This window comes from Stenotrophomonas sp. STEN030, assembly GCF_056759995.1.
This window is the reverse complement of the sequence record NZ_JBRREB010000004.1, coordinates 15,853-38,624: the sequence shown is the minus strand read 5'-3', so window position 1 is coordinate 38,624 and position 22,772 is coordinate 15,853. Positions and strand designations below refer to the sequence as shown.

Below are 22,772 nucleotides of genomic sequence, written 5' to 3'. Positions count from 1 at the left end.
GCAAAGAAAACCGCGCATCTCTGCGCGGCTTTCTTCTTCAAAAGACAATCAGCGCAGCCGCGCCAACAACTCCCGGGTCATCGGGTCGGCAATCTCTACTGCCTCACCCTGCACCGCAGGCAGCAACTGGCTGGCCAGCTGCTTGCCCAGTTCAACACCAAACTGATCGAAGGCATTGATGTCCCAGATCAAGGACTGCACGTACACCGCGTGTTCGTACATGGCGATCAGCGCACCCAGCGACTGCGGAGTCAACGCGTCCAGCAGGATCATCGTGCTCGGGCGGCCACCCGGATATTGCCGGTGCGGGTCTTCGCTGTCCTGGCCGTTGGCCAAGGCCTCGGTCTGCGCCAGCAGGTTGGCCAGCAAGGCCTGGTGGTTGATCTCGTAGGGATCATCATTGCGCACGCAGCCGATGAAATCGGCCGGCACGATGCTGGTGCCCTGGTGCAGGGCCTGGAAGAAGCTGTGCTGCACGTCGGTGCCCGCACCGCCCCACCACACCGACACCGTGTCACCATCGACCGGGCTGCCGTCGCGCTTGACCCGCTTGCCCAAGCTTTCCATCACCAACTGCTGCAGATAGGCCGGCAACAGCGCCATGCGCTGGTCGTAGGTCATCACTGCATGGGTGGCATAGCCCAGCACGTTGCGGTTCCAGATATCGGTCAGTGCGTGCAGCACCGGCAGATTGCTTGCCAGCGGTGCACTGGCCGCATGCGCATCCATCTGCGCAGCGCCTTCCAGCAGCAGGCCGAAGCGTTCAAAACCAATCGCCAAGGCAATCGGGAAGCCCACCGCCGACCATAGCGAATAACGACCGCCCACCCAGTCCCACATCGGCAGCACGCGCTCGACGGCGATGTCGAAAGCCTTGGCAGCGCGCTCGGGGTTGGCACTGACGGCGTATAGGCGCTCGCTGCCGCCCAGCCAGTCGCACAGGATGCGGCCGTTGAGCAGGGTTTCCTGGGTGCCGAAGGTCTTGGAGATCAGGATGCCGGCGGTGGTCGCCGGATCCAGCGTCGCCAAGGTGCGTTGCATTGCCGCGCCGTCGACGTTGGAAACGAAATGCACACGGAAACGCGCACCCGATGCCGGACGCAAAGCATCAGCAACCAGACGCGGGCCCAGATCCGAGCCACCAATGCCGACACTGACGATATCGGTGACGTTGCTGGCTTCCAGCGCCTTGATCAAGGCACCCATCTGCGCCTGCACCGCCACCGCTTCAGCGCGCGCAGCCACTGCAACCGGCGCGTCACTGGCGTCGCCGCGCAACGCGCTGTGCAGCACCGCGCGATCTTCGGTGTGGTTGATTTTCTGGCCAGCGAACAAACGCTGGAAACCGCCGGCGACATCGCGCGCGGCGGCCAGTTCCAGCAAGGCATCCAAGGCCGCGCGGTCATACTTCTGCCGCGCGAAGTTCACATACAACGGACCGACTTTCAGCGCCAGGCGCTGCACCCGGTCAGGCTCTGCGGCCATCAGCGAGGGAATGCCGGTGCCCTGCAGACGCTGGGCGTGGGCGTGCAATACGTCGAATCCGTTGTTGGTGATCATGCGGCCTGTGTGGGGATGCTGTCGTTGGTGTGGGAAATGCGGTTGTCGCCGTCAACGTAGACAAGCTTGGGCTTGAACGTGCTGGCTTCTTCTTCGCTCATGCCGGCGAAGGCAGCGATGATGATGATGTCGCCCACCTGCACGTGGCGCGCTGCGCCGCCGTTGAGCGAGATCACGCCGCTGCCGGCTTCTGCGCGCAGTGCGTAGGTGGTGAAACGGGCACCGTTGGTCACGTCCCAGATGTGCACCTGTTCGAATTCGCGGATGCCGGTCGCCTGCAGCAGGTTGTCGTCGATCGCGATGGAGCCTTCGTAGTTCAGCTCCGAATGGGTGACGGTGGCGCGGTGGATCTTGGTCTTGAGCAGGGAAAGTTGCATGACAATGCCGAAACTGCGTGAGAAAGGGCGCAGTCTAGCACCGGCGCGCGCCCTTGCCCGCACCGCAACATGACCTTTCCAGCGGTGTTTGCGTGGATACAGCAATGGCGCCACGAGGGCGCCATTGGCTGTCATACAGAGGACTGGTAACGGACAAGCAAAGTCCGCCAACTGCCCTATTCAGAACTCGCGGCTTCAGAACTCAATGTTGTCGATCAGGCGGGTCGTGCCCAGCTTGGCCGCCACCAGCGCCACGCGGGCACCTTCGTGGCTGGCACCGGGTTCGCTCAGGTCGGGCATGCGCACCACCGCGTAATCCACCAGGTAGCCGGCAGCTTCCAGCTGCGCCGCCGCCTGCTGCTCCACCGCTACACGCTCGGCGCCGCCCAGATAGGCATCACGCGCGGCCAGCAGCACCTTGCGGATAACCGTGGCCTGCGGCCGCACATCGGCGGTCAGGTACTGGTTGCGCGAGCTCATCGCCAGACCATCGGTCTCGCGCACGATCTCACCGCCGAGGATCTGGATCGGGAACGCAAGGTCGGCCACCATCTGCTGGATCACTGCCAGCTGCTGGTAGTCCTTGCGCCCAAACGCCGCCACGTCCGGCTGTACCTGGTTGAACAGACGGCTCACCACCGTGCAGACACCATCGAAGTGCCCCGGGCGGTGTGCGCCTTCCAGCAGCGAACTGACACCGGGCACATGTACGTTGGCAGCCAACTCCACGCCAAACGGGTACATCGACTCCACGGTGGGCAGCCACAACACGTCACAGCCAGCCTTCTCCAGGCCACTGGTATCGGCCTCGGGCGTGCGCGGGTAACGGGTGAAATCCTCGTTCGGACCGAACTGGGTCGGGTTGACGAAGACGCTGGAGACCACCTTGTCGGCGTGCTCACGCGCCAGCTTCACCAACGAGTAGTGGCCAGCGTGCAGATTGCCCATGGTCGGCACCAGCGCGACGCGCAGGCCCTCGCGCTTCCAGCCGCTGACAATGGCGCGCAGCCGGGAAAGTTCGGTAACGGTTTCGATCATGATGCGTAAGCGTGTTCTGCGTCGGGGAAGATGCCGGCGCGCACGGCGTCGGCATAGGCACGGACCGCACCGGCCACCGAGCCACCTTCGGCAAGGAAATCCTTGACGAACTTGGGACGCCGGTGACCGCTGTCCAGACCGAGGAAGTCATGCAGCACCAGCACCTGTCCGTCGCAATCGGGACCGGCGCCAATACCAATGGTGGGAATCGTGATTTCAGCAGTGACGCGACCGGCAATCGGGGTCGGCACACACTCCAGCACCAGCAGGCTGGCGCCAGCCTCGGCCACGGCCTTGGAATCGTCCAGCAACTGCTTGGCAGCATCGCCGCGACCCTGCACGCGGTAACCGCCCAGGCGCAATACCGACTGCGGGGTCAGGCCCAGATGCGAGCAGACCGGGATTTCGCGCTCGACCAGGTGACGGATGATGTCCAGCTTGAAGCCGGCACCTTCGATCTTGACCATCTCCGCGCCCGCCTGCAGCAGCTTGAGCGAGGCATCCAGCGCGCGCTCGGCGGTGGCATCGGCGCCAAACGGCAGGTCCGAGACCAGCAGCGCGCGTTCCAGCACGCCAGCTACTGCGCGGGTGTGATAGACCACGTCGTCAACGCTGACCGGCAGCGTCGAATCGTGCCCCTGCACCACCATGCCCAGCGAATCACCGACCAGGATCAGGTCCACGCCATTGGCGTCGAAGGCACGGGCGAAGCCGGCGTCGTAAGCGGTCAACATGACCAGCTTCTGGCCATTGCGCTTGGCCTCGGCCAATGCGGGTACGGTCCAGGGCTTGCTATCTGCGTGTGTGCTCATATGGTCATAACGGTGGCTTATGAGCCGACCATTATCCCCCTATCGGGTCGATACCGCAGGTATTGATGCCTACCAATACGTCCCGCACTGTTCCATGGCCCGGAATCAGGGCATCTGGCGCCACGTCTGCCAGCGGCAGCAGGGCGAAAGCGCGCTGATGCAGGAAGGGATGCGGCACCTGCAGCTGTGGCAGATCAATCACCTGCTCGGCATATAAAAGCAGGTCCAGGTCCAACAGCCGCGGCCCCCAATGCTGGCCCGGCTCGCGCACCCGCCCGAACTGCTGCTCGATCGCCAGCAACTGCTCCAGCAGCTGCGGCGCCGGCAGATCGGTCTGCAGCGCAACGGCTGCATTGATGAAGTCCGGCTGCGCCTCGTTCCCCCAGGCCGGGGTGCGATACAGGCGTGAGCTGGCCAGCAGCTGCACACCCGGCAGCTGCGCCAGCACATCGATTGCCGAACGCAGGGTGGCGGGCGCGTCCCCAAGGTTCGCGCCCAGCCCGATACACGCTACAACCATCGCTGCTTACTCGCCCGCAGTCGCGCTGCCACCGCCAGGACGACGACGACGGCGACGGCGACGCGGTGCCGCCCCCTCCTCCGCCTCGCCGTCGGTATGCACCGAATCCAGCCCAGCGCCTACTTCGTGCCCGGCCTCGGCCTGGGCCTCGCGCCAGAACGCGATGTCTTCCTGGTGCTCGCTGGAAGCAGCCTGACGCAGGGCCAGGAAATCGAACGCAGCGCGGAAGCGTGGATGGCTCAGCGTGCGCAGCACGCGCTTGCGCTGACGGCTACTGAAGCGCGACTGCAGCAGCCAGATTTCCTGCATCGGCAGCGAGAAGCGGCGCGGCAGGGCAATGGTGCTCAGCTGGTGCAGGGTCACCCGGTCGGCGGCACGGCGCTGCGCCTCTTCCGGCGCCAGGCCCTGCTTTTGCAGGCCGATCAGCGCGCGGCAGAAGGCCGGCCACAGCAGCAGCGCAAACAGGAAGGCCGGCGACACCGGCTCCTCGTTGGCGACACGCTCGTCAGTATTGCGCAGACCTTCGATCAGGATGCGACGCAGCGCGCCGGTGCGGTTGCTCTTCAGCGCAGCGGCGCTTTCCGGGAACAGCACGGCCAGCAGTCCGTAGCGCTCCAGCCCTTCAAAGCTGGCCACGCCATGCCCGGACAGGAACAGCTTGAGCACTTCTTCGAACAGACGGGCCGGCGCGGCCTCGCTCAGCAACGAGGCCAAGCGCGGAATCGGCTCGGCGGTAGCCGCCTCGATCTCGAAGTTGAGCTTGGCCGCCAGACGCACCGCGCGCAGCATGCGCACCGGATCTTCGCGGTAACGCTGCTCCGGGTCGCCGATCAGCTTCATGCTGCGCGCCATGACGTCTTCAAAGCCGCCGGTGTAGTCGCGCACCGAGAAATCCTCGATGGCGTAATACAGCGCATTGCAGGTGAAGTCGCGACGGACGGCGTCATCTTCAATGGTGCCGTAGACGTTGTCGCGCACCAGCATGCCGTTCTCGACCTCGCGGTCGCCGCTGCCGTCATCGCTGTTGGCGCGGAACGTGGCTACTTCGATGATCTCGCGACCGAACACCACGTGCGCAAGGCGGAAGCGGCGGCCGATCAGTCGGCAATTGCGGAACAGCTGCTTGACCTGCTCCGGGGTGGCATCGGTGGCCACGTCGAAATCCTTGGGTCGTCCACCTACCAACAGGTCGCGCACAGCGCCACCGACAAGATAGGCGCCGAAGCCGGATTCGCGCAGACGGTAGAGCACCCGCAGCGCATTGGGACTGATATCCCTGCGCGAGATGGTGTGCTGATCGCGCGGGATCACGCGGACGGTGAACGGCGTTGTAACTATGGAATTGATGTTGGCGCTTCCAGTTGGGTTTACGGGATTGCCGAGCGGCAACCAGATGCATATACTAGCGCGCTCGCCAGACGCGAACAAAACGCTCCCTTCGTCTAGAGGTTAGGACGTGGCCCTCTCAAGGCTAAAACAGGGGTTCGAGTCCCCTAGGGAGCACCAACTCCGTCTGCGATAGCAAAAGCCCCGCCCTGCGGGGTTTTTTGCTTTGTACACCTGCCAGAGCCCTGTCTCCAGCATGCCTCTTTGCGCCCGCAGCCCGGGCCAATGAGAATGCCCCCGCCCACCCCCTGCATCCTGATCTAGAATTGCAGGGTTCAAAGCCGGACCCCGTCATGCCTTTTGTCGTTACCGAAAACTGCATCAAGTGCAAACACACCGATTGCGTCGAAGTCTGCCCCGTGGATTGCTTCCACGAAGGCCCCAACTTCCTCGTAATCGACCCTGACGAATGCATTGATTGCACGCTGTGCGAGCCAGAATGCCCGGTCAACGCCATCTTCCCCGAAGATGATGTGCCCGCAGGCCAGGAAGGTTTTGTTGCGCTCAACGCCGAACTGGCCAAGGCCTGGCCGGTGCTGACCATCCGTAAAGATCCGCCGGCCGATGCGGCCGAGTGGGACGGCAAACCAGACAAGCTGAAGCTGCTGGAACGCTGAGCCGCCGCATAGCCAGCTCAACAGCCAGCCAATGAAAAGGGCGCCCGCTTACGCAGGCGCCCTTTTTTATTGCCAAACCGCCGCGATCAACCGACCAGCCTGGCCTTCAGCGCAGCAATCAGCTTGGTTGCAGCAGCATCGGTGGCCGGCATGCCGCGCGGATCCACCGCTGACACATAGGCACCCGCGTCGGTTGCGACCACACGCACGAGGAAGTTACTGCCTTCATAGGCAACATCATAAGAGCCCAGCAGCTGCGCGCGGCTGGCGATGGTCAGGCCTTCGACGCCGGCGAGTGCCTCACCGACCTTGCCGAATACGTCGTCACGGCTGCCACTGACGGTGAAACCGCTCTGCGACGAGGCAACAGTGGCGGCCGAGGCAGCCGCCGGCTTGGCCGCCGAGGCCAGTGCCGGGATCGGCGCCGAGCCCGAGGTGTTGGGCAGATTCAGATCCGGCGGTACTTCCAGTGGGCGCGCTTCCGGGGCCAACGCGTAATCACCGCGCGCACCGCGCTTGAAGAAGCAGCCAGAGGTGGCCACGGCGGTGACCACGCCCAGCAGCACCAGCGAGAACACGCGAACGGTAGAGGTTTGACGCATGGGTGAATCTCCAGAGTTCAAAGGCCGCAGGATCAGCGGCTGGATAGTTCTTCCAACGCACCCACGTCAGCGGCCAGATGATCGGCATGTGCGTGGTATTGCGCGGAAAGCGGGAGCAGCGGCAAGCGCAGCCCATCACCGATGCCGATACGCTGCAACAGCGCCTTGACCGGAATGGGGTTGGACTCGACACCGCAGAAATCGTGGTACGGCTCAAGACGGGCATCCCAGGCCTCGGCAGCCTCGTGCTGGCCAGCGCGAGCCAGGTCACACAGGGTGCGGTAGGCCCCAGGCAGCACGTTGGAACCGACCGAAATCAGGCCATCGGCGCCAGACAACATGGAACGGGCTGCCGAGCCGTCGTCACCACTGAGGATGGCGAAGCTGTCGCTGCGCAGCTCCAGCAGGGCTTTCAGGCGGGTGGTATCGCCCACCGCTTCCTTGATGCCGATGATGTTCGGGTGCGCGGCCAGCTCGGCGACGGTTTCCGGCAGCAGGTCGCATCCGGTACGCCCGGGCACGTTGTACAGCAGCACCGGCAGGCCGCCCTGCTCGGCCACGGCCAGGTAATGCTGGCGCAGGCCTTCCTGGGTGGGCCGCACATACGGCGGGGTGACCACCAGCGCATGGGTGGCGCCATTGGCTGCCGCGCGTTTGGTCAGGGCAATGGTGCGGGCGGTGCCGGACAGGCCGGTACCGGCCAGCACAGGCACCTTGCCGGCAAAGGCGGCAACGGCACTGCGCAGCAGGCCATCGTATTCATCGTCGGACAGGGTCGAGGCTTCGCCGGTGGAGCCGGCTACCACGACACCCTGCACGCCGCCCTTGAGCTGCTGCGCCAACAGGCGCTGCCAGCCGTCGGGATCGAGTGCGCCGTCTGCCTTGAAAGGCGTCGCCAGCGCGGTGATGAGACCAGATATGGACAAAGGGTCAGTCGCTCTTCGTGGGGGTAAAGAAGCCCGCCGAGCGGCGGGTTCGTGACCGAAGGCATGTTACTTGCCGGTCGAAAGCACGGGCAAGTATGCTGGACACCAGCGAACAGCCCCAACCGGTGCTGTTCAGACTCATCTAGCACCCGGAACCACCTTGACCGACACCACGCCGCGGCCGCTGCCGACCGAAAACCACCTCCTGATCAACGCCTATACGACGCATCCGGAGTCCCCCCTGCTGTCCGTCACCCGTCGAATTGCCGACAGCGGCTGCAACCTGGTCGATGCCCGCCTGTCCACGGTAGGCCGCGATGTCTCGGTGACCACCCTGGCCACCGGCTCCTGGGATGCCGTCGCCAAGCTCGAAGCCATGCTGACCCGGCTTGAGCGCGAAGAGAACCTGAAGCTGGTGTGGTACCGCACCGCGGCCAAGCAGGCGCAGTCCAACCTGCTGCCGTATATCGTGGAAGTGGTTGCCGCCGACAAGCCAGGCATCCTGTTCCAGCTGGCCGACTTCTTCGACCGCCAAGGCATCACCATCGAGAACCTGCAGAGCACCCGTTACCAGGCCATGCAGACCGGCGCGGAAATGTTCTCTGCGCAGATCACCATTGGCGTACCCTCCAACATGCACATCGCCGCCTTGCGCGACGATTTCCTCGAGTTCTGCGACCACCTCAACCTGGACGCGATCATGGACCCGATGAAGTTCTGAAATTCGCGTGCCCGTCACAGGCGCGCGGCGTTTCATGTAATTGCAATCGAACTACCCCAGGCTCCGGAAAGGATCTGATGAACATCGGCGATACCCTGGACCGAGACACCCTAGCCCTGCCACTGGCCCTGTCCGGCGGCACCACTACCAGCCTCGGCGAACTCGCCGGCCAATGGTTGGTGTTGTACTTCTACCCGAAGGACAGCACCCCCGGCTGCACCACCGAAGGCCTGGATTTCAACGCACTGCTACCCAAGTTCAAACGTGCAGGCGCGCAGGTGTTCGGCATCTCCCGCGACTCGCTGAAGTCGCACGACAACTTCTGCGCCAAGCAGGGTTTCAAGTTCCCACTGATCAGCGACGCCGATGAAGCGCTATGCACCGCCTTCGACGTGATCAAGATGAAGAACATGTACGGCAAGCAGGTGCGTGGCATCGAACGCAGCACCTTTCTGATCTCTCCTGACAGCCAGCTCGTGCAGGAATGGCGCAAGGTCAAAGTCGCCGGCCATGCCGATGCCGTGCTTGAAGCACTGAAGGCCGCTCAAACCAAGTGACCCACATCCCGTTCCAACCCATGTCATCGCCCTGCTCTGCAGGTGCGATGGCGTGACCCTGTCCCGCCACCAGGAATCGACGATGACCCGAGGCAAGCGCATCTACGTACTGGATACCAACGTGCTGATGCACGATCCGACCGCGCTGTTCAAATTCGAGGAACATGATGTCTACCTGCCGATGCAGGTGATCGAGGAGCTGGACAACGGCAAGAAAGGCACCACCGAGGCGAGCCGCAATGCCCGCCAGGTGAGCCGCTTCCTCAACGAGCTGATCGAACAAGCCGGCATTGGCAGCGTGCAGAACGGCGTGCCGCTGGCACGACCCAAGGGCCTGCAGCTGCGCGGCGCGCAGAGCGCCGGCAACCTCTACTTCCAGACCAGCCACTTCGAGGCCGGCAAAAGCTTTGGCAAGGTGATCCCGGACAACGCCATCCTCGGCGCGATCCTGGCATTGAAGGAAGAGCACCCGGAAACCCCGGTAGTGTTCATTTCCAAGGACATCAACCTGCGGATCAAGGCGGCTATCGCGGGCATCGATTCGGAGGACTACGAGAACGACCGCGCGCTGGACGATTTCAGCCTGCTCTACACCGGCGCCACCGTGCTGCCGGAAGATTTCTGGAAGAAGCACAGCGAAAGCCTGCGCAGCTGGAGCGACAAGGGCCGCACCAGCTACGAGATCCAAGCCGCCGACGACGAAGACTGGCATCCAAACCAGTACGCCTACCTGGCCGGCGATGACGAAGTGGAACTCAAGGTCAGCAAGGTCGAGGGCGATGGCCGCGTCACCTTGTCGGTGGTCAACGACTTCCGCCACGGCTCGCATTCGGTGTGGGGCATCACTGCGCGCAACCGCGAACAGAACTTCGCGCTCAATGCACTGATGGACCCTGAGATCGACTTCGTCACCCTGCTCGGCACTGCTGGCACCGGCAAAACCCTGCTCGCCCTGGCCGCCGGCCTGGCGCAGACCATGGATACGCAGCGCTACCGCGAGATCATCATGACCCGCGCCACGGTCAGCGTGGGCGAGGACATCGGCTTCCTGCCCGGCACCGAAGAAGAAAAGATGACGCCGTGGATGGGCGCGCTTACCGACAACCTGGAAGTACTGACCCACAACCAGGACGGCGGCGCCTGGGGCCGAGCCGCTACCAATGACCTGTTGGCCAGCCGCATCAAGATCCGCTCGATGAACTTCATGCGCGGCCGCACCTTCCTGTCGCGCTACCTGATTCTGGACGAGGCACAGAACCTCACCCCCAAGCAGATGAAGACCTTGATCACCCGCGCCGGTCCCGGCACCAAGATCGTCTGCCTCGGCAACGTCGAGCAGATCGACACGCCCTACCTCACCGAAACCACCTCCGGCCTCACCTATGCGGTGGACCGTTTCAAGAATTGGCCGCACAGTGCACACATCACACTGCGCCGGGGCGAACGCTCGCGTCTGGCCGATTACGCTTCGGAGGTTCTGTGAAACATCTGCACACCCTGTCCCTGCTGGCTGCGGCAACACTCACTCTGGCAGCCTGCACGCCGTCGAACACACGCCCCGGCAGCGTGCCGACGGCGGTCAAGACCGGACAGTCCTGGGTCGTTACCCGCCCCGTGGTCGCCGCGCAGGTGCTGGACACCTGCTCGCGCGACAGCCCCGCCAAACATGCCGGTGAAGTCACCGGCTACTGGGCCCCCAGCCGCGCCGACATCGACGCATTGGAAAGCCAGCTGGCACAGCTGCAACCCACCATTGCCGAGCCGGCCTTGTCCGGCCGGCAGTACGTGGGCTTCGAGTCCAGCGGCAAGCGCCTGATCTACATCAACGCCTTCACCCTGCCCGACCACAGCGACACCAACCCGGCCCGCGAAGCCATCCGCGTCTGCGATGGCGGCGGACAGTTCTGGGGCGCGGTATACGACCCGCAGACCAACACGTTCTCCAGCATCGAGCGCAACGGCGCGATGTCCAAGCCCTGATCCGGCGTCGGCATGAAGGTCCGCCTGCCCACCTGGGTCTGGATCGGCGCCATTGCACTGTCCTGCGTGGCCGGCATGGTCAATGCGGTCGGCTTCCTCGGGTTTGAGCACCAGGCGGTCAGTCATGTCACCGGCAGCACCAGCCAGCTCGGCATTGCCCTTGCGCATGCCGACTGGCGCTCGGTCGGCCACCTCTGGGGTCTGCTGATTGCCTTTGCGCTGGGCGCGATGCTCAGCGGCCTGATCATCCAGGACAGCACCCTGCAACTCGGCAGACGCTACGGCGTCGCACTCGCGTTGGAATCGGCCTTGCTGCTATTGGCCATTCCACTGTTCAAGCAACAGCAGGTCTGGGGCGCGCTGGCTGCCGCGATGGCCTGTGGGCTGCAGAACGCGCTGGCCACCACCTTCAGCGGCGCGGTAGTGCGCACCACCCACCTCAGCGGCATGTTCACCGACCTCGGCATCGGCCTTGGCCATCTACTGCGCGGCCTGCCGGTGCCGATGCATCGGCTGACTTTGAGCGGCTTGATCATTGGTGGCTTTTTGGCCGGCGGCATAGTGGGTGCATGGCTGTTCGCGCGTTGGCAATACGACGCGCTGCTTGTCCCAGCCGTACTGACCGGACTCAGCGGCCTGGGTTATGTGCTGTACCGGCAATGGGCCATGCGCAGGCAAGCCTGAGGCAGGCCAGCGGCAAACCCTGCACAATCGGCGCATGAGTCCTTCAACGCCCGTTTCCGCCCTCACCATCGCCGGCTCCGATTCCGGCGGCGGTGCCGGCATTCAAGCCGACCTCAAAGCCTTTGCCGCCCATCGCGTGCACGGACTGTCGGCAATCGCCGCCCTCACCGCACAGCACACCCGCGGCGTCACTGCCGTGCACGTGCCACCACTGCCATTCCTGCAGGCGCAGCTGGATGCCTGCTTCGACGACTTCGACATCCATGCGGTCAAGCTCGGCATGCTCGCCAATGCCGAAGTGATCCATCTGGTTGCCGACGTACTGGAGCAGCGCCGCCCGCCGCAGATCGTGATCGATCCGGTCATGGTCGCTACCAGCGGCGCCAAACTGCTTGAAGACAGCGCACTGCGCGCAATGCGCGAGCGGCTGCTACCGCTGGCTACGCTGCTCACACCCAATACGCCGGAAGCAGAGCTGCTACTCGGCCGCAGCATCCGCAACGCAGAAGAAGCTGAAGACGCCGCTGCCGCATTGATCGACATGGGGACCAGAGCGGTATTGCTGAAAGGCGGCCATCTATTGGAAGGCAATCGCGTGATCGATCGTTACTTCGATGGCGTCAGCCGCGAAGAATTCAGCCACATCAGGCTGCCGGTCGATGCGCATGGCACCGGTTGCACGCTGGCTTCGGCCATCACCGCGCAGCTGTGCTGCGGGCTGTCATTGGCCAATGCCTGTGAAGCGGCGATCGACTATGTCGCACGCGGCCTGCAAGGCGGCTATCACCCGGGGCGCAGCGAGGTAATGGTGCTGGATCACTTCGGCGCGGCGCGCCCGGCATGAGCACTGATTCCTTGCCCTTCGAAACAACAGCACTGCCAGTCAGCAGCGCCGATGGCCATCGCTTCGAACTGCTGGCCTACCTGCCCGCACAGCCTCTCGCCTGCCTGCTATGGCTGCCGGCACTGGGGGTGGCGGCACGCCACTACCAGGCGTTCGCAGAAACCCTCGCTGCCAACAACATCGCCGTGTTCCTGCACGAATGGCGCGGCAACGGCAGCAGCAGCCTGCGCCCGGACCGCAAGCACGACTGGGGTTACAAGGAACTGCTGCAACTCGATCTACCGGCAGCCGAGGCCGCCATGCATGCCGCACTGCCCGGCCTGCCGTTCCGACTTGGTGGCCACAGCCTCGGTGGTCAGCTCAGCTGTTGCTATGCCGGCCTGCGCGATGCCGAGCTCGATGCCTTGTGGCTGGTCGCGAGCGGCACGCCGTGGTGGCGCAGCTTTCCTGCGCCGCGTGGCTGGCTGCTGCCGCTGGCCTATCGCTTCCTGCCATGGCTTGCACAACGCAATGGCACCCTGCCCGGCCGACGCGTCGGCTTCGGCGGTACCGAAGCGCGCGGACTGATACGCGACTGGGCGCGCGTTGGCCTGAGCAATCATTACGCTGCTCAGGGAATGCCGATCGACATTGAAGCTGGCATGCGCCGTATCAGCGCAGCGACGCGCGCAGTGGTGCTGGACAGTGATTGGCTGGCGCCGGTCAGCTCGATGCAGCAACTGCTGGCCAAGCTTCCAGCGTCGGCACGCAGCTTGAAAGTATTGTCGTCACGCGAATTGGGTGCGCGTGCCGACCACTTTCATTGGATGAAATCACCACAGAACGTGGCTTCGGCACTGATTCATCCCGAAGATTAAGAAATTTTCACAAAAGCGTTGACGCAAACGTCTCAAATCCGCATAATCTCGCTCCTGGCAACGAGGCGCTCGTAGCTCAGTTGGATAGAGTACCTGGCTACGAACCAGGTGGTCGGGAGTTCGAATCTCTCCGAGCGCACCATGTCAGAACGCAGATTTGATCTGCACCGCTTCAAACTACAACAGCAATGTTGAGCGCTCGTAGCTCAGTTGGATAGAGTACCTGGCTACGAACCAGGTGGTCGGGAGTTCGAATCTCTCCGAGCGCACCAATACTAAAAACAGCAGGCATTGCCTGCTGTTTTTTTATGTGTGCTTTTTGAGCGTAATTCAACCAGACAGCCGGACAGGTAGTGCCGAGCCATGCTCGGCAGAGGCGTTACCGGGAAAGCCCCAGCCGAGCATGGCTCGGCTCTACAGCGGTGCAGCACCATCGCGCACCACAGCCCCTTCAGCGCGCACCCGCCATGCAGGAGCGCAAGCACTGTAGTGCCGAGCCATGCTCGGCAGAGGCCTCACCAGGAAAGCTCCTACCGAGCATGGCACAGCTCTTCAGCAGCACCCCGCCACGCAGCACCACCGCATCCTACACACCCGTGAGCACCCATCAGCGATGCAGGAGCGCCAAGCAGCGTAGTGCCGAGCCATGCCCGGCAAAGGCCCCCAGCAGCGCATCACTACAGCACAGCACGACTACGCCCTATAGACCCCCAGAGGCGCATCAGTTTTTGCAGGAGCGGCCTACGCCGCGAAGCTGACGTCATTGAAATCACCCGCATGCCGGCAACCCGATCCACCACTAGCTTCGCGGCTTACACCGCTCCTACAAAGACGCGAGCGCGCTTCAGCGCAAGCAACGCAGTGCCCAGCCGTGCCCGGCAGAGGCATTATCGGAGGGCCCCTGCCGAGCATGGCTCGGCACTACAGTGCGACCACCCCAACACAGCCCCTTCAGTCGCGCAGCGCCATTGCGCGCGCTACACACGACAGCCGTGGAAAAGAAACTCAAAGAGAACGCAAATAAAAAAACTACAGACACAAAAAAGCCCCGATAAAGGGGCTTTTTTGAAACTGGCGGAGTGAGAGGGATTCGAACCCTCGATAGAGCTTTTAACCCTATACTCCCTTAGCAGGGGAGCCCCTTCAGCCACTCGGGCATCACTCCGTTTCTCTTGCCCCGTTACGTGTATTCCGTAGCGGGGCGCGAAGAATAACGTTAAACGAGGTGAAAGGTAAACCCCTTATTCGGAAGTTTCTTCACTTCCGGGAGTTGCGGGCTCATCGCCACGCTGGATACGCTGGAAAATCTCCTCACGATGGACAGCAACATCCTTCGGCGCGGTGATACCGATACGTACCTGGTTGCCCTTGACGCCGAGCACGGTCACGCTGACCGAGTCGCCGATCATCAAGGTTTCGCCTACTCGGCGAGTCAGGATCAACATTGTGTAAATCTCCATGGAACCGGTGGGTTTCCCACCGGCATTGGCGCGCTTCGAGCTATGCGCCCCACGACAAAGGGGAAAAGACTCCCAATGTTACCGTCAGGGCGCGAACACCTTCAAGGTGCGTGACTTGTCACATTCAGGCCAGATGCGGCTTGACCCACTCCAGCACGCCCTCAAGGGCCGCCACCAGCTTGGGACCATCCTCACCGCCACCCTGGGCCATGTCCGGACGACCACCGCCCTTGCCGCCGATCTGGGCCGCGACGTGGGCCAACAGCTCGCCCGCCTTCACCTTGCCCAGCGCCGCACCATTCACGCCAGCCACAAGTGCGGCCTTGCCGTCCTGCACACCGGCCAGCACGATGATCGCGTCGCCCAGCTGCTGCTTCAGGCGATCGATGGCATCGCGAAGAGCCTTGGCATCAAAGCCTTCCAGGCGCACCGCCAGCACCTTCACGCCGGCCACATCGACCGCCGAACCGCCCAGGTCTGCGGTAGCGCCTGAGGCGACCTTGGCCTTCAGGGCTTCCAGCTCGCGCTCCAGCTTCTTCTGCCGCTCACCGAGTTGGCGGATCTTGTCGACCACGTCACCGGCACTGCCGCCGAGCAGCTGCGCCGCTTCGTGCAGGCGCGCCTCCTCGTCAGCCACATAGTCCAGCGCGCCCTGCCCGGTCACTGCTTCGATACGACGTACGCCCGAGGACACACCACCCTCGGAGGTGATCTTGAACAGGCCGATGTCGCCGGTGCGCGAAACATGGGTACCACCGCACAGCTCGGTGGAGTACTCGCCCATTTTCAGAACGCGTACGTTCTCGCCGTACTTCTCGCCGAACAGCGCCATGGCACCGAAATCCAGCGCTTCCTGCATGCCCATGTTGTGCACTTCGGCAGCGTTGTTGGCACGCACCTGCTCGTTGACCTTGCGCTCGATGACGGCAAGCTCTTCAGCAGTGATCGGCTGGAAGTGCGAGAAGTCGAAACGCAGACGATCCGGCGCCACCAGCGAGCCCTTCTGCTGCACATGGGTGCCCAGCACTTCGCGCAGGGCGGCATGCAGCAGGTGGGTGGCGGAATGATTGAGGATGGTGGCGCTGCGGCGCGCAGCATCGACCGTACCGGCCAGCACATCGCCGATCTTCAGTGCGCCCTGTTCCAGCTTGCCGACATGGCCGTGGAACTGGCCAGCGAACTTCTGCGTATCGCTCACCGCCAGCTTGACACCGTTGGCCGACAGCACGCCGGTATCACCGACCTGGCCGCCGGACTCGGCGTAGAACGGGGTCTGCGCAGTAAACACGATGACCTCATCGCCAGACTGCACGGCATCGACCGCGCGGCCATCCTTGATCAGCGCAACAACCTTCAGACCATCGGCCTGCAGACGGTCGTAGCCGAGGAAAACAGTCGGGCTCAGGGTGGAGACCAACTCGGCGGAAAGCGTCACGCCGCCGCCGAACTTGCCGGCCGCACGCGCGGTTTCGCGCTGGTGCTCCATCGAGGCATCAAAGCCGGCCATGTCCACCGTCATGCCGCGCTCGCGGGCGATATCGGCAGTCAGGTCGACCGGGAAACCATAGGTGTCATACAGACGGAATGCGTCGACACCCGGGATGACGCCATCGCTGACCTTGCCAGCAACGTCGTCGAAAATCTTCATGCCCGAATCGAGGGTTTCGGCGAAACGCTCTTCTTCGGCCAGCAATGCACGCACGACGGTGTCGGCCTGCGCCGGCAATTCCGGGTAGGCCTCGCCCATCTGCTCGATCAGGGTCGGCACCAGCTTGTTGAAGAACGGCTGACGCACGCCCAGCATCCAGCCATGACGCAAGGCGCGGCGGATGATACGACGCAGGACGTAGCCACGGCCTTCGTTGGACGGCAGCACGCCATCAACGATCAGGAACGAGCAGGCGCGGATGTGATCGGCGATCACGCGCAGCGACTTGTTCTCCAGGTCAGCCATTCCGGTCAGCTCGGAAGCCTTGCGGATCAGCGCCTGGAACAGGTCGATTTCATAGTTGGTGTGCACGTGCTGCAGGATCGCAGCCAGGCGCTCCAAGCCCATGCCGGTGTCCACGCACGGCGCAGGCAGCGGCTGCAGCGAGCCGTCTGGCTGACGGTCGAACTGCATGAACACCAGGTTCCAGATTTCGATGAAACGGTCGCCATCCTCGTCCGGCGAGCCCGGCGGGCCACCGGCGATGTGGTCGCCGTGATCGAAGAAAATCTCGGTGCAAGGACCGCAGGGGCCGGTATCGGCCATCTGCCAGAAGTTGTCCGACGCGAACGGCGCACCCTTGTTGTCGCCGATGCGCACGATCCGCGATTCCGGGATGCCGATCATGTCGCGCCACAGCGCGTAGGCCTCGTCATCGGTCTGGTAAACGGTGACCAGAAGGCGATCGGCCGGCAGCTTCCAGACCTGGGTCAGCAGCTCCCATGCCCAGGCAATGGCGTCCTTCTTGAAGTAATCGCCGAACGACCAGTTGCCCAGCATTTCGAAGAAGGTGTGGTGACGTGCGGTATAGCCGACCTGGTCCAGATCGTTGTGCTTGCCACCGGCACGCAGGCAGCGCTGGACGTCGGCCGCGCGCACGTAGCTGCGCTTTTCCGCGCCCAGGAACACGTCCTTGAACTGGACCATGCCCGAGTTGGTGAACAACAAGGTCGGGTCATTGCCCGGCACCAAGGGTGCCGACGGCACGATGGTGTGGCCTTTGCCCTTGAAGAAATCGAGGAAGTCAGCGCGGATCTGGGAGGTAGTAAATTTGGCAGGTGTATTCATGGGGACTGGCGGTAAGCTGGCAAGCGGGTCCCAGCAGCCTGTGCAGGCGCGGGAATTCGGGACAACCGAAACCCTGAAAGGGTATCAGGCCCAGCCCGCCCAGTCCTGTTCAGTCCTCTGGATCGTAGCGACTGGCCTGGCGGATACAGTTGCCGTCAAAACCACGCCGGGCCAATAGATCCGCGGCTTTGCGCCGTTGCGCCAGATCTTCCGGGCCGCTGGCACCAAAACGGCGGCACACCAGCTCGCGCGCGTTTTCAGTCCAATCACCTTCAAACGAGGCCATCGCGGCCTCGATCTGCTCGCCGTCCAGCCCATGGGTGCCCAGCTCCGCGCGGATATGCAGCGGCCCATAGCCGCTACCGGCGCGGTTGCGAACCACGGACTGGGCAAACCGGGCGTCATCCTGCCAGCCTTCCTCGGCCAGCTTGGCTACCGCCGCATCAACCGCATCGGGATCCACACCGCGGGATTTGAGCTTGCGGCCCAGCTCTTTACGCGAATGCTCGCGCCTGACCAGCAGGCCCAAGGCACGCTGTAGTGGCGTTTGTTGGCGACCACGCTTGGTTTTGCCCGCAGGCTGGTCATCCATCTCGGTCATCACGCCACCACGCTCCGTTCCGCCAGATTCAACTCCGGCGAGCGCGATTGCGCCTCGCCAAACTCCGGCAACGCCCAACCCCGCCCCATCCCTGGCGCGGGGTCTTCATGGACAAAATGCCGCAGGAGCGGACAACGTCACTGACGATGCGCCGCCCGCTCCCGCGGGAAAATCATTCCTCGCCGTCGTCGTCGCCTTCTTCGCGCGCCGCTTCGGTGGGCTGGAATTTCTCGCGCAGCTCTGCCTCAAGCCGGACTGCAACCTGCGGATTGTCACGCAGATAGCCGCGGGCGTTGTCCTTGCCCTGGCCAATGCGCTCTTCACCGTAGCTGTACCAGGCGCCTGCCTTCTCGACGAGCTTGGCTTCCACGCCCATGTCGATCAGCTCACCCTCACGGGAGATGCCTTCGCCGTAGAGGATTTCGGTGATGACCTGCTTGAACGGCGGCGCCAACTTGTTCTTGACCACCTTGATCTTGGTCTGGTTACCGATGATCTCGTCGCCTTTCTTGATCGCACCGATGCGGCGGATATCCAGGCGTACCGAGGCATAGAACTTCAGCGCGTTGCCGCCGGTGGTCACTTCCGGGCTCTGGCCCGGCATCATCACACCGATCTTCATGCGCAGCTGGTTGATGAAGATGACAAGAGTATTGGAGCGCTTGATGTTGCCGGTGAGCTTGCGCAGCGCCTGGCTCATCAGACGGGCCTGCAGGCCCGGCAGCTGATCACCCATTTCGCCTTCGATTTCAGCACGCGGGGTCAGCGCGGCGACCGAGTCGACCACCACGATATCGACCGACCCGGAACGCACCAGCATGTCGGCGATTTCCAGTGCCTGCTCGCCGGTGTCCGGCTGCGACAGCAGCAGGTCGTCGACATTGACGCCCAGCTTGGCGGCGTAGATCGGGTCCAGTGCGTGCTCGGCGTCGATGAAGGCAGCGGTGCCGCCCAGCTTCTGGCATTCGGCAATTGCCTGCAGGGTCAGGGTGGTCTTGCCCGAGGATTCCGGGCCGTAGATCTCGACCACACGGCCCTTGGGCAGGCCGCCTATGCCGAGCGCGATGTCCAGCATCAACGAGCCCGTGGGGATGATCTCGACGGGTTCGACAACGCGGTCGCCCATACGCATCACCGAGCCTTTGCCGAACTGCTTTTCGATCTGACTCAGTGCAGCAGTAAGCGCGCGCTTCTTGTTCTCGTCCATCGCGTTCGTCCTCGGGGTTGATTTCGTTGATTTCGTCATGGGGTCCACTGTAGGGGTGTCGTATCGCACAGGCTGAGACTGCAACCGAGACGACAAAATTATTGGGCCGACAAGGATACCGACAGCAGCCCAAACACCCGCCCTACGTAAGGGAAACAGTCAGTTACGGCTGCGAAGTGCGCAGCTTCCAAACCCGTGGGGTTCAGCGGTTTGGCCTCAGCAGCCCGCAATACAGCCCTTCGATGGAGAAATCCTGGTCAGGCAGGACCTCGATCGGTGCGTAGTCAGGGTTGCGCGGCAGCAAGCGGATCCGGTCCTTGGCGATCTTCAGCAACTTCACCGTGATCTCGTCATCGATACGCGCCACCACGATCTGCCCGGAGCTCGCATCGCGGGTGCGGTGCACGCCGATCAGGTCGCCGTTGAAAATGCCTTCGTCGATCATCGAATCGCCCTGCACTTTCAGCAGGTAATCCGGTGCCGGCGAGAAAAACACCTTGTCCAGCACCACGTAGTCGTCCGAACCGATGTCCGCGCCAATTGGTAGACCAGCAGCAACACGGCCCAGGATCGGCAGGCGCAGTACATCGTCATTGGCGGCCTGCGCAGGCGCTTGCGACTCGACGTCGCCCTCGCCTTCCTGACGCACCAGGCGGATGCCACGAGCGCGCCCAGGGACGCGCTCGATGGCGCCGGCCGCTTCCAGGGCATCCAGGTGGTATTGGGCCGAGCGCACACCCTTGAAACCAAAGGCGCGGGCGATCTCGGTCTGCGATGGCGGCATGCCCTCGGCCTCGATGCGCTCAGCGATCAAGTCGAGGATGGCCTGCTGGGTGTCGGTGAGGTTCATGGTTAGTAGTATTACTACTAACAAAAAGATCTGCAAGCCCCTCGACGTAGATCAGGGATGGCGCCCACTGCGCCAGATCGAAAACAGGATCCAGACCCCGCAGATGCCCGCGCCAACAAAGCCGCACAGGCCGAGCGCCAGGAACCAGCGACTGGAAAGCCCACCCACGCTGTGCATCACGATCGACGACCCGATGATCAAGGCTGCGGTGATTACGCCAACCACCAGTCGGTTGGCTGCGCGATTGACCTGATCGCCGAAGCCCTGCAAGGCGGTGGTTTCCACGCGTAGCTTCAGCTGCCCGCGCCGCGCCGCCTGCACCAGCCGGCGCAGATCGCGCGGCAACTCGCCAGCGAGATCCAACATTCCCAGCAGGCTGCGGCGGCCGCGTTTCAGGAGCGCCTTGGGGGCATAGCGCTGCAGCACCACCCGCTCCAGGAACGGGCGCGCGGCACTGGCCATGTCGAAGTCCGGATCCAACTGCCGACCCATGCCCTCAAGGGTGAGGAAGGCCTTGATCATCAATGCCAGATCGGCCGGCAAGGTGAGGCTGTAGCTGCGCAGCAGCTGGGTGATGTCGCCGAGCATCAAGCCGATGCGCAGATCCTTCAGCGGCACGCCACGGTATTGATCGACGAATTGGCTGATGTCCTGTTGCAGGCGACCTTCGTCGACTTCCACACCGCCAGCCCAGTCCAGCAGCACATCGGCAACCACCTGCGGCTCCTGCTCAACCAGCCCGTGCAGCAGCTGTGCGACCTGGAAGCGGCGCGCTTCGGACAGCGCACCGACCATGCCGAAGTCTATTACGCCGATGCGCCCGTCGCGCATGTAGAAGATATTTCCTGGATGCGGATCGGCATGGAAATAGCCGTCTTCCAGCACCATTTTCAGCACGATCTCGGCACCGCGCCGAGCCAGCGCAGCACGGTCCAGACCGGCGTCATCGACTGCCTCCAGCTTGCGGCCCGGAATGCCATCGACGAAGTCCTGCACGTTGAGGCTTTCACAGGTCCACTGCCAATGCACGCCGGGAATCAGGATGTCATCGCGGCCATCGAAGTTGCGTGCGATGCGTTCGGAATTGCGGCACTCGGCGGCGAAATCCATCTCGCTGCGCAGCGAGATGGTGAACTGCTGCACCACTTCAGCTGGTCGATAGCGGCGCAGATCCGGCAGCCGCGCCTCGACTATTTCAGCCAGCCGCGCCAGCAAGCGCAGATCGGCCTCAACAACATCGCGGATACCGGGCCTGCGTATTTTCAGCACCACCTCGCGGCCATCGTGCAGACGCGCGCGGTGCGCCTGCGCCAAGGAGGCAGCGGCCATCGGGGTTTCATCAAGGAAGGCGAATACCTGCGTCGGCGCCGCGCCCAGATCGGCCTCCAGCTGCTCGCGGATCGCGGCATAAGGCAATGCGGGCACCGCGTTCTGCAGCTCGGACAGCTCGGCAATCCATTCCGGCGGCAACAGGTCCACGCGCGTGGCCAGCACCTGGCCAAGCTTGACGAAGGTCGGCCCCAGTTCCTGCATTGCACTGCGCACGCGCACCGGCGCGGTCATCCGCAGCATCTGCTGGCTGTCGTTCCAGCGTACCAACCGGCCTGCCCGCTCAAGGACCGAGGCCAGACCGGTACGGCGCACTACGTCACCGAAACCATAGCGGATCAGAACCGCTGCTATTTCCTGCAAGCGGCCCAGATCACGGACCGTGCCCAGTGTTTCCCACATCGCGACTTATCCCGGTTGCTGGCCGGGCCAGCATGTCATAGATGCTCACCGATGCCGCGCAATGCAGCTTCCACGGTTTGCCGACGTACGGCATCGCGGTCGCCATCGAACTGGAACAGCTGCGCGCGCGCATAGCCACCGCGTCGCTTCCAGCCGATCCAGACACTGCCGACCGGTTTGTCCGGGCTGCCGCCGCCAGGGCCGGCAATGCCGGTCACCGCCACTGCCACCCCAGCGCCGGAATTGATCAGCGCACCTGCCACCATTTCCAGCACGGTTTCGCGGCTGACCGCACCGAACTGCTCCAAGGTCTGCGCGCGGACGCCAAGCAGGCGCTGCTTGGCTTCGTAGCTGTAGACCACCATGCCGCAGTCGAAGAAGGCCGAGGAACCAGCAATATCGGTCATGCTCTTGGCGATCCAGCCGCCACTGCAGCTTTCCGCGGTTACCAGTTGCAGCGAGGCGTGCTGCAGGCGTTCGCCGAGCGCGGCGGCCAGGGCATTGAGATCGGCATCGGTTGGATTGGACATTGCGGTAAGGGGGCTTGACGGAGAACCCTTACGTTTTACCGCAGATGATGCCTGCGTGTCAGGGCACAGCCCCGAGGTGGTACTTGCGGGTGTTGGCAGGGCTGTGGGAGCGGCATAAGCCGCGAAGCTGATAATG

General features: G+C 63.4%; 23 protein-coding genes and 4 tRNA genes. 11 read left to right on the top strand and 16 right to left on the bottom strand.

All coding sequences use genetic code 11. The annotated features are described in order from the left end of the window. Nucleotides 1–48 precede the first annotated feature (48 nt). From pgi to pcnB, 6 genes are all read right to left on the bottom strand, one after another. Nucleotides 49–1,560 (bottom strand): glucose-6-phosphate isomerase, encoded by a 1,512-nt coding sequence (gene pgi / locus ACVOLR_RS02035; protein WP_481534955.1) that lies wholly within the window; start codon nucleotides 1,558–1,560, stop codon nucleotides 49–51. Next, a complete protein-coding gene (gene panD / locus ACVOLR_RS02030) occupies nucleotides 1,557–1,937 on the bottom strand; it encodes an aspartate 1-decarboxylase (RefSeq protein WP_282268181.1) in 381 nt (126 codons plus the stop codon). Before panD ends, pgi begins: the two co-directional genes overlap by 4 nt. Nucleotides 1,938–2,132: 195 nt before the next feature. Then, nucleotides 2,133–2,975, bottom strand: a complete 843-nt coding sequence (gene panC / locus ACVOLR_RS02025; protein ID WP_481534954.1) for a pantoate--beta-alanine ligase — start codon at nucleotides 2,973–2,975, stop codon at nucleotides 2,133–2,135. Then, on the bottom strand, nucleotides 2,972–3,787 hold the full coding sequence (gene panB, locus ACVOLR_RS02020) for a 3-methyl-2-oxobutanoate hydroxymethyltransferase (protein WP_481529387.1): 816 nt from the start codon (nucleotides 3,785–3,787) through the stop codon (nucleotides 2,972–2,974). Before panB ends, panC begins: the two co-directional genes overlap by 4 nt. Before the next feature lie 31 nt (nucleotides 3,788–3,818). After that, nucleotides 3,819–4,307 (bottom strand): 2-amino-4-hydroxy-6-hydroxymethyldihydropteridine diphosphokinase, encoded by a 489-nt coding sequence (gene folK / locus ACVOLR_RS02015; RefSeq protein ID WP_481534953.1) that lies wholly within the window; start codon nucleotides 4,305–4,307, stop codon nucleotides 3,819–3,821. Between the two features lie 6 nt (nucleotides 4,308–4,313). Next, nucleotides 4,314–5,696 carry a polynucleotide adenylyltransferase PcnB gene (gene pcnB, locus ACVOLR_RS02010; RefSeq protein WP_481534952.1) on the bottom strand — a complete coding sequence of 461 codons (1,383 nt, stop codon included), beginning with the start codon at nucleotides 5,694–5,696 and terminating at the stop codon, nucleotides 4,314–4,316. Between the two features lie 42 nt (nucleotides 5,697–5,738). On the opposite strand from pcnB, the gene ACVOLR_RS02005 reads away from it, so the two are divergent. Together ACVOLR_RS02005 and fdxA are read left to right on the top strand one after the other, a co-directional pair. Beyond that, a tRNA-Glu gene (locus tag ACVOLR_RS02005) sits at nucleotides 5,739–5,813 on the top strand. A 173-nt stretch (nucleotides 5,814–5,986) separates the two neighbouring features. Next, complete coding sequence (gene fdxA, locus ACVOLR_RS02000; RefSeq protein ID WP_481509654.1) at nucleotides 5,987–6,310, top strand: ferredoxin FdxA; 324 nt, start codon at nucleotides 5,987–5,989, stop codon at nucleotides 6,308–6,310. An 86-nt stretch (nucleotides 6,311–6,396) separates the two neighbouring features. Here fdxA and ACVOLR_RS01995 read toward each other — a convergent pair whose 3' ends face one another. Beyond that, nucleotides 6,397–6,912 (bottom strand): hypothetical protein, encoded by a 516-nt coding sequence (locus ACVOLR_RS01995; RefSeq protein WP_481534951.1) that lies wholly within the window; start codon nucleotides 6,910–6,912, stop codon nucleotides 6,397–6,399. A 32-nt stretch (nucleotides 6,913–6,944) separates the two neighbouring features. Beyond that, nucleotides 6,945–7,838: a 4-hydroxy-tetrahydrodipicolinate synthase gene (dapA, locus tag ACVOLR_RS01990; RefSeq protein ID WP_481534950.1), complete on the bottom strand. Its 894-nt coding sequence runs from the start codon at nucleotides 7,836–7,838 to the stop codon at nucleotides 6,945–6,947. Between the two features lie 160 nt (nucleotides 7,839–7,998). Here dapA and ACVOLR_RS01985 point away from each other — a divergent pair, with 160 nt between their 5' ends. From ACVOLR_RS01985 to ACVOLR_RS01945, 9 genes are all read left to right on the top strand, one after another. After that, nucleotides 7,999–8,559: a glycine cleavage system transcriptional repressor gene (locus ACVOLR_RS01985; protein WP_282267597.1), complete on the top strand. Its 561-nt coding sequence runs from the start codon at nucleotides 7,999–8,001 to the stop codon at nucleotides 8,557–8,559. A gap of 77 nt (nucleotides 8,560–8,636) precedes the next feature. Further along, the gene (locus ACVOLR_RS01980) at nucleotides 8,637–9,116 is read left to right on the top strand and encodes a peroxiredoxin (RefSeq protein WP_481534949.1); all 480 of its coding nucleotides are present in this window, start codon (nucleotides 8,637–8,639) and stop codon (nucleotides 9,114–9,116) included. A gap of 82 nt (nucleotides 9,117–9,198) precedes the next feature. After that, nucleotides 9,199–10,599: a PhoH family protein gene (locus ACVOLR_RS01975; RefSeq protein WP_481534948.1), complete on the top strand. Its 1,401-nt coding sequence runs from the start codon at nucleotides 9,199–9,201 to the stop codon at nucleotides 10,597–10,599. 5 nt (nucleotides 10,600–10,604) lie between these two features. Continuing rightward, the gene (locus tag ACVOLR_RS01970) at nucleotides 10,605–11,096 is read left to right on the top strand and encodes a hypothetical protein (RefSeq protein WP_481535017.1); all 492 of its coding nucleotides are present in this window, start codon (nucleotides 10,605–10,607) and stop codon (nucleotides 11,094–11,096) included. Nucleotides 11,097–11,108: 12 nt separating this feature from the next. Continuing rightward, complete coding sequence (locus ACVOLR_RS01965) at nucleotides 11,109–11,780, top strand: YoaK family protein (protein WP_481534947.1); 672 nt, start codon at nucleotides 11,109–11,111, stop codon at nucleotides 11,778–11,780. Nucleotides 11,781–11,814: 34 nt separating this feature from the next. After that, complete coding sequence (gene thiD / locus ACVOLR_RS01960; protein ID WP_481534946.1) at nucleotides 11,815–12,624, top strand: bifunctional hydroxymethylpyrimidine kinase/phosphomethylpyrimidine kinase; 810 nt, start codon at nucleotides 11,815–11,817, stop codon at nucleotides 12,622–12,624. Continuing rightward, nucleotides 12,621–13,481 carry an alpha/beta hydrolase family protein gene (locus ACVOLR_RS01955; protein ID WP_481534945.1) on the top strand — a complete coding sequence of 287 codons (861 nt, stop codon included), beginning with the start codon at nucleotides 12,621–12,623 and terminating at the stop codon, nucleotides 13,479–13,481. The genes thiD and ACVOLR_RS01955 overlap by 4 nt, the downstream gene beginning before the upstream one ends. Nucleotides 13,482–13,546: 65 nt before the next feature. Next, a tRNA-Arg gene (locus tag ACVOLR_RS01950) sits at nucleotides 13,547–13,623 on the top strand. A gap of 53 nt (nucleotides 13,624–13,676) precedes the next feature. Then, nucleotides 13,677–13,753 (top strand) — tRNA-Arg (locus ACVOLR_RS01945). Between the two features lie 800 nt (nucleotides 13,754–14,553). On the opposite strand, the gene ACVOLR_RS01940 is transcribed toward ACVOLR_RS01945, so the two are convergent. From ACVOLR_RS01940 to ACVOLR_RS01905, 8 genes are all read right to left on the bottom strand, one after another. Then, nucleotides 14,554–14,646 (bottom strand) — tRNA-Ser (locus ACVOLR_RS01940). 76 nt (nucleotides 14,647–14,722) lie between these two features. Further along, nucleotides 14,723–14,926, bottom strand: a complete 204-nt coding sequence (gene csrA, locus ACVOLR_RS01935) for a carbon storage regulator CsrA (RefSeq protein ID WP_057628248.1) — start codon at nucleotides 14,924–14,926, stop codon at nucleotides 14,723–14,725. A gap of 139 nt (nucleotides 14,927–15,065) precedes the next feature. Then, nucleotides 15,066–17,717 carry an alanine--tRNA ligase gene (gene alaS / locus ACVOLR_RS01930; protein WP_481534944.1) on the bottom strand — a complete coding sequence of 884 codons (2,652 nt, stop codon included), beginning with the start codon at nucleotides 17,715–17,717 and terminating at the stop codon, nucleotides 15,066–15,068. 109 nt (nucleotides 17,718–17,826) lie between these two features. Continuing rightward, nucleotides 17,827–18,309, bottom strand: a complete 483-nt coding sequence (recX, locus tag ACVOLR_RS01925; protein ID WP_481535016.1) for a recombination regulator RecX — start codon at nucleotides 18,307–18,309, stop codon at nucleotides 17,827–17,829. A gap of 181 nt (nucleotides 18,310–18,490) precedes the next feature. Further along, entirely contained in the window at nucleotides 18,491–19,525 is a 1,035-nt protein-coding gene (gene recA / locus ACVOLR_RS01920; RefSeq protein WP_481534943.1) for a recombinase RecA, read from the bottom strand. Nucleotides 19,526–19,727: 202 nt separating this feature from the next. Continuing rightward, on the bottom strand, nucleotides 19,728–20,375 hold the full coding sequence (gene lexA, locus ACVOLR_RS01915; RefSeq protein ID WP_481534942.1) for a transcriptional repressor LexA: 648 nt from the start codon (nucleotides 20,373–20,375) through the stop codon (nucleotides 19,728–19,730). Between the two features lie 51 nt (nucleotides 20,376–20,426). Continuing rightward, complete coding sequence (gene ubiB / locus ACVOLR_RS01910) at nucleotides 20,427–22,106, bottom strand: 2-polyprenylphenol 6-hydroxylase (RefSeq protein ID WP_481534941.1); 1,680 nt, start codon at nucleotides 22,104–22,106, stop codon at nucleotides 20,427–20,429. 35 nt (nucleotides 22,107–22,141) lie between these two features. After that, nucleotides 22,142–22,636 carry a CinA family protein gene (locus tag ACVOLR_RS01905; RefSeq protein ID WP_481534940.1) on the bottom strand — a complete coding sequence of 165 codons (495 nt, stop codon included), beginning with the start codon at nucleotides 22,634–22,636 and terminating at the stop codon, nucleotides 22,142–22,144. Nucleotides 22,637–22,772: the final 136 nt, after the last annotated feature.

Excerpts from the sequence above, each read along its gene's own strand:
- pgi (WP_481534955.1), bottom strand. The coding sequence starts at position 1,560 with ATGATCACCAACAACGGATTCGACGTATTGCACGCCCACGCCCAGCGT.
- panD (WP_282268181.1), bottom strand. The coding sequence starts at position 1,937 with ATGCAACTTTCCCTGCTCAAGACCAAGATCCACCGCGCCACCGTCACC.
- panC (WP_481534954.1), bottom strand. The coding sequence starts at position 2,975 with ATGATCGAAACCGTTACCGAACTTTCCCGGCTGCGCGCCATTGTCAGC.
- panB (WP_481529387.1), bottom strand. The coding sequence starts at position 3,787 with ATGAGCACACACGCAGATAGCAAGCCCTGGACCGTACCCGCATTGGCC.
- folK (WP_481534953.1), bottom strand. The coding sequence starts at position 4,307 with ATGGTTGTAGCGTGTATCGGGCTGGGCGCGAACCTTGGGGACGCGCCC.
- fdxA (WP_481509654.1), top strand. The coding sequence starts at position 5,987 with ATGCCTTTTGTCGTTACCGAAAACTGCATCAAGTGCAAACACACCGAT.
- ACVOLR_RS01995 (WP_481534951.1), bottom strand. The coding sequence starts at position 6,912 with ATGCGTCAAACCTCTACCGTTCGCGTGTTCTCGCTGGTGCTGCTGGGC.
- ACVOLR_RS01980 (WP_481534949.1), top strand. The coding sequence starts at position 8,637 with ATGAACATCGGCGATACCCTGGACCGAGACACCCTAGCCCTGCCACTG.
- ACVOLR_RS01975 (WP_481534948.1), top strand. The coding sequence starts at position 9,199 with ATGACCCGAGGCAAGCGCATCTACGTACTGGATACCAACGTGCTGATG.
- ACVOLR_RS01965 (WP_481534947.1), top strand. The coding sequence starts at position 11,109 with ATGAAGGTCCGCCTGCCCACCTGGGTCTGGATCGGCGCCATTGCACTG.
- thiD (WP_481534946.1), top strand. The coding sequence starts at position 11,815 with ATGAGTCCTTCAACGCCCGTTTCCGCCCTCACCATCGCCGGCTCCGAT.
- ACVOLR_RS01955 (WP_481534945.1), top strand. The coding sequence starts at position 12,621 with ATGAGCACTGATTCCTTGCCCTTCGAAACAACAGCACTGCCAGTCAGC.
- csrA (WP_057628248.1), bottom strand. The coding sequence starts at position 14,926 with ATGTTGATCCTGACTCGCCGAGTAGGCGAAACCTTGATGATCGGCGAC.
- alaS (WP_481534944.1), bottom strand. The coding sequence starts at position 17,717 with ATGAATACACCTGCCAAATTTACTACCTCCCAGATCCGCGCTGACTTC.
- recX (WP_481535016.1), bottom strand. The coding sequence starts at position 18,309 with ATGGATGACCAGCCTGCGGGCAAAACCAAGCGTGGTCGCCAACAAACG.
- recA (WP_481534943.1), bottom strand. The coding sequence starts at position 19,525 with ATGGACGAGAACAAGAAGCGCGCGCTTACTGCTGCACTGAGTCAGATC.
- lexA (WP_481534942.1), bottom strand. The coding sequence starts at position 20,375 with ATGAACCTCACCGACACCCAGCAGGCCATCCTCGACTTGATCGCTGAG.
- ubiB (WP_481534941.1), bottom strand. The coding sequence starts at position 22,106 with ATGTGGGAAACACTGGGCACGGTCCGTGATCTGGGCCGCTTGCAGGAA.
- ACVOLR_RS01905 (WP_481534940.1), bottom strand. The coding sequence starts at position 22,636 with ATGTCCAATCCAACCGATGCCGATCTCAATGCCCTGGCCGCCGCGCTC.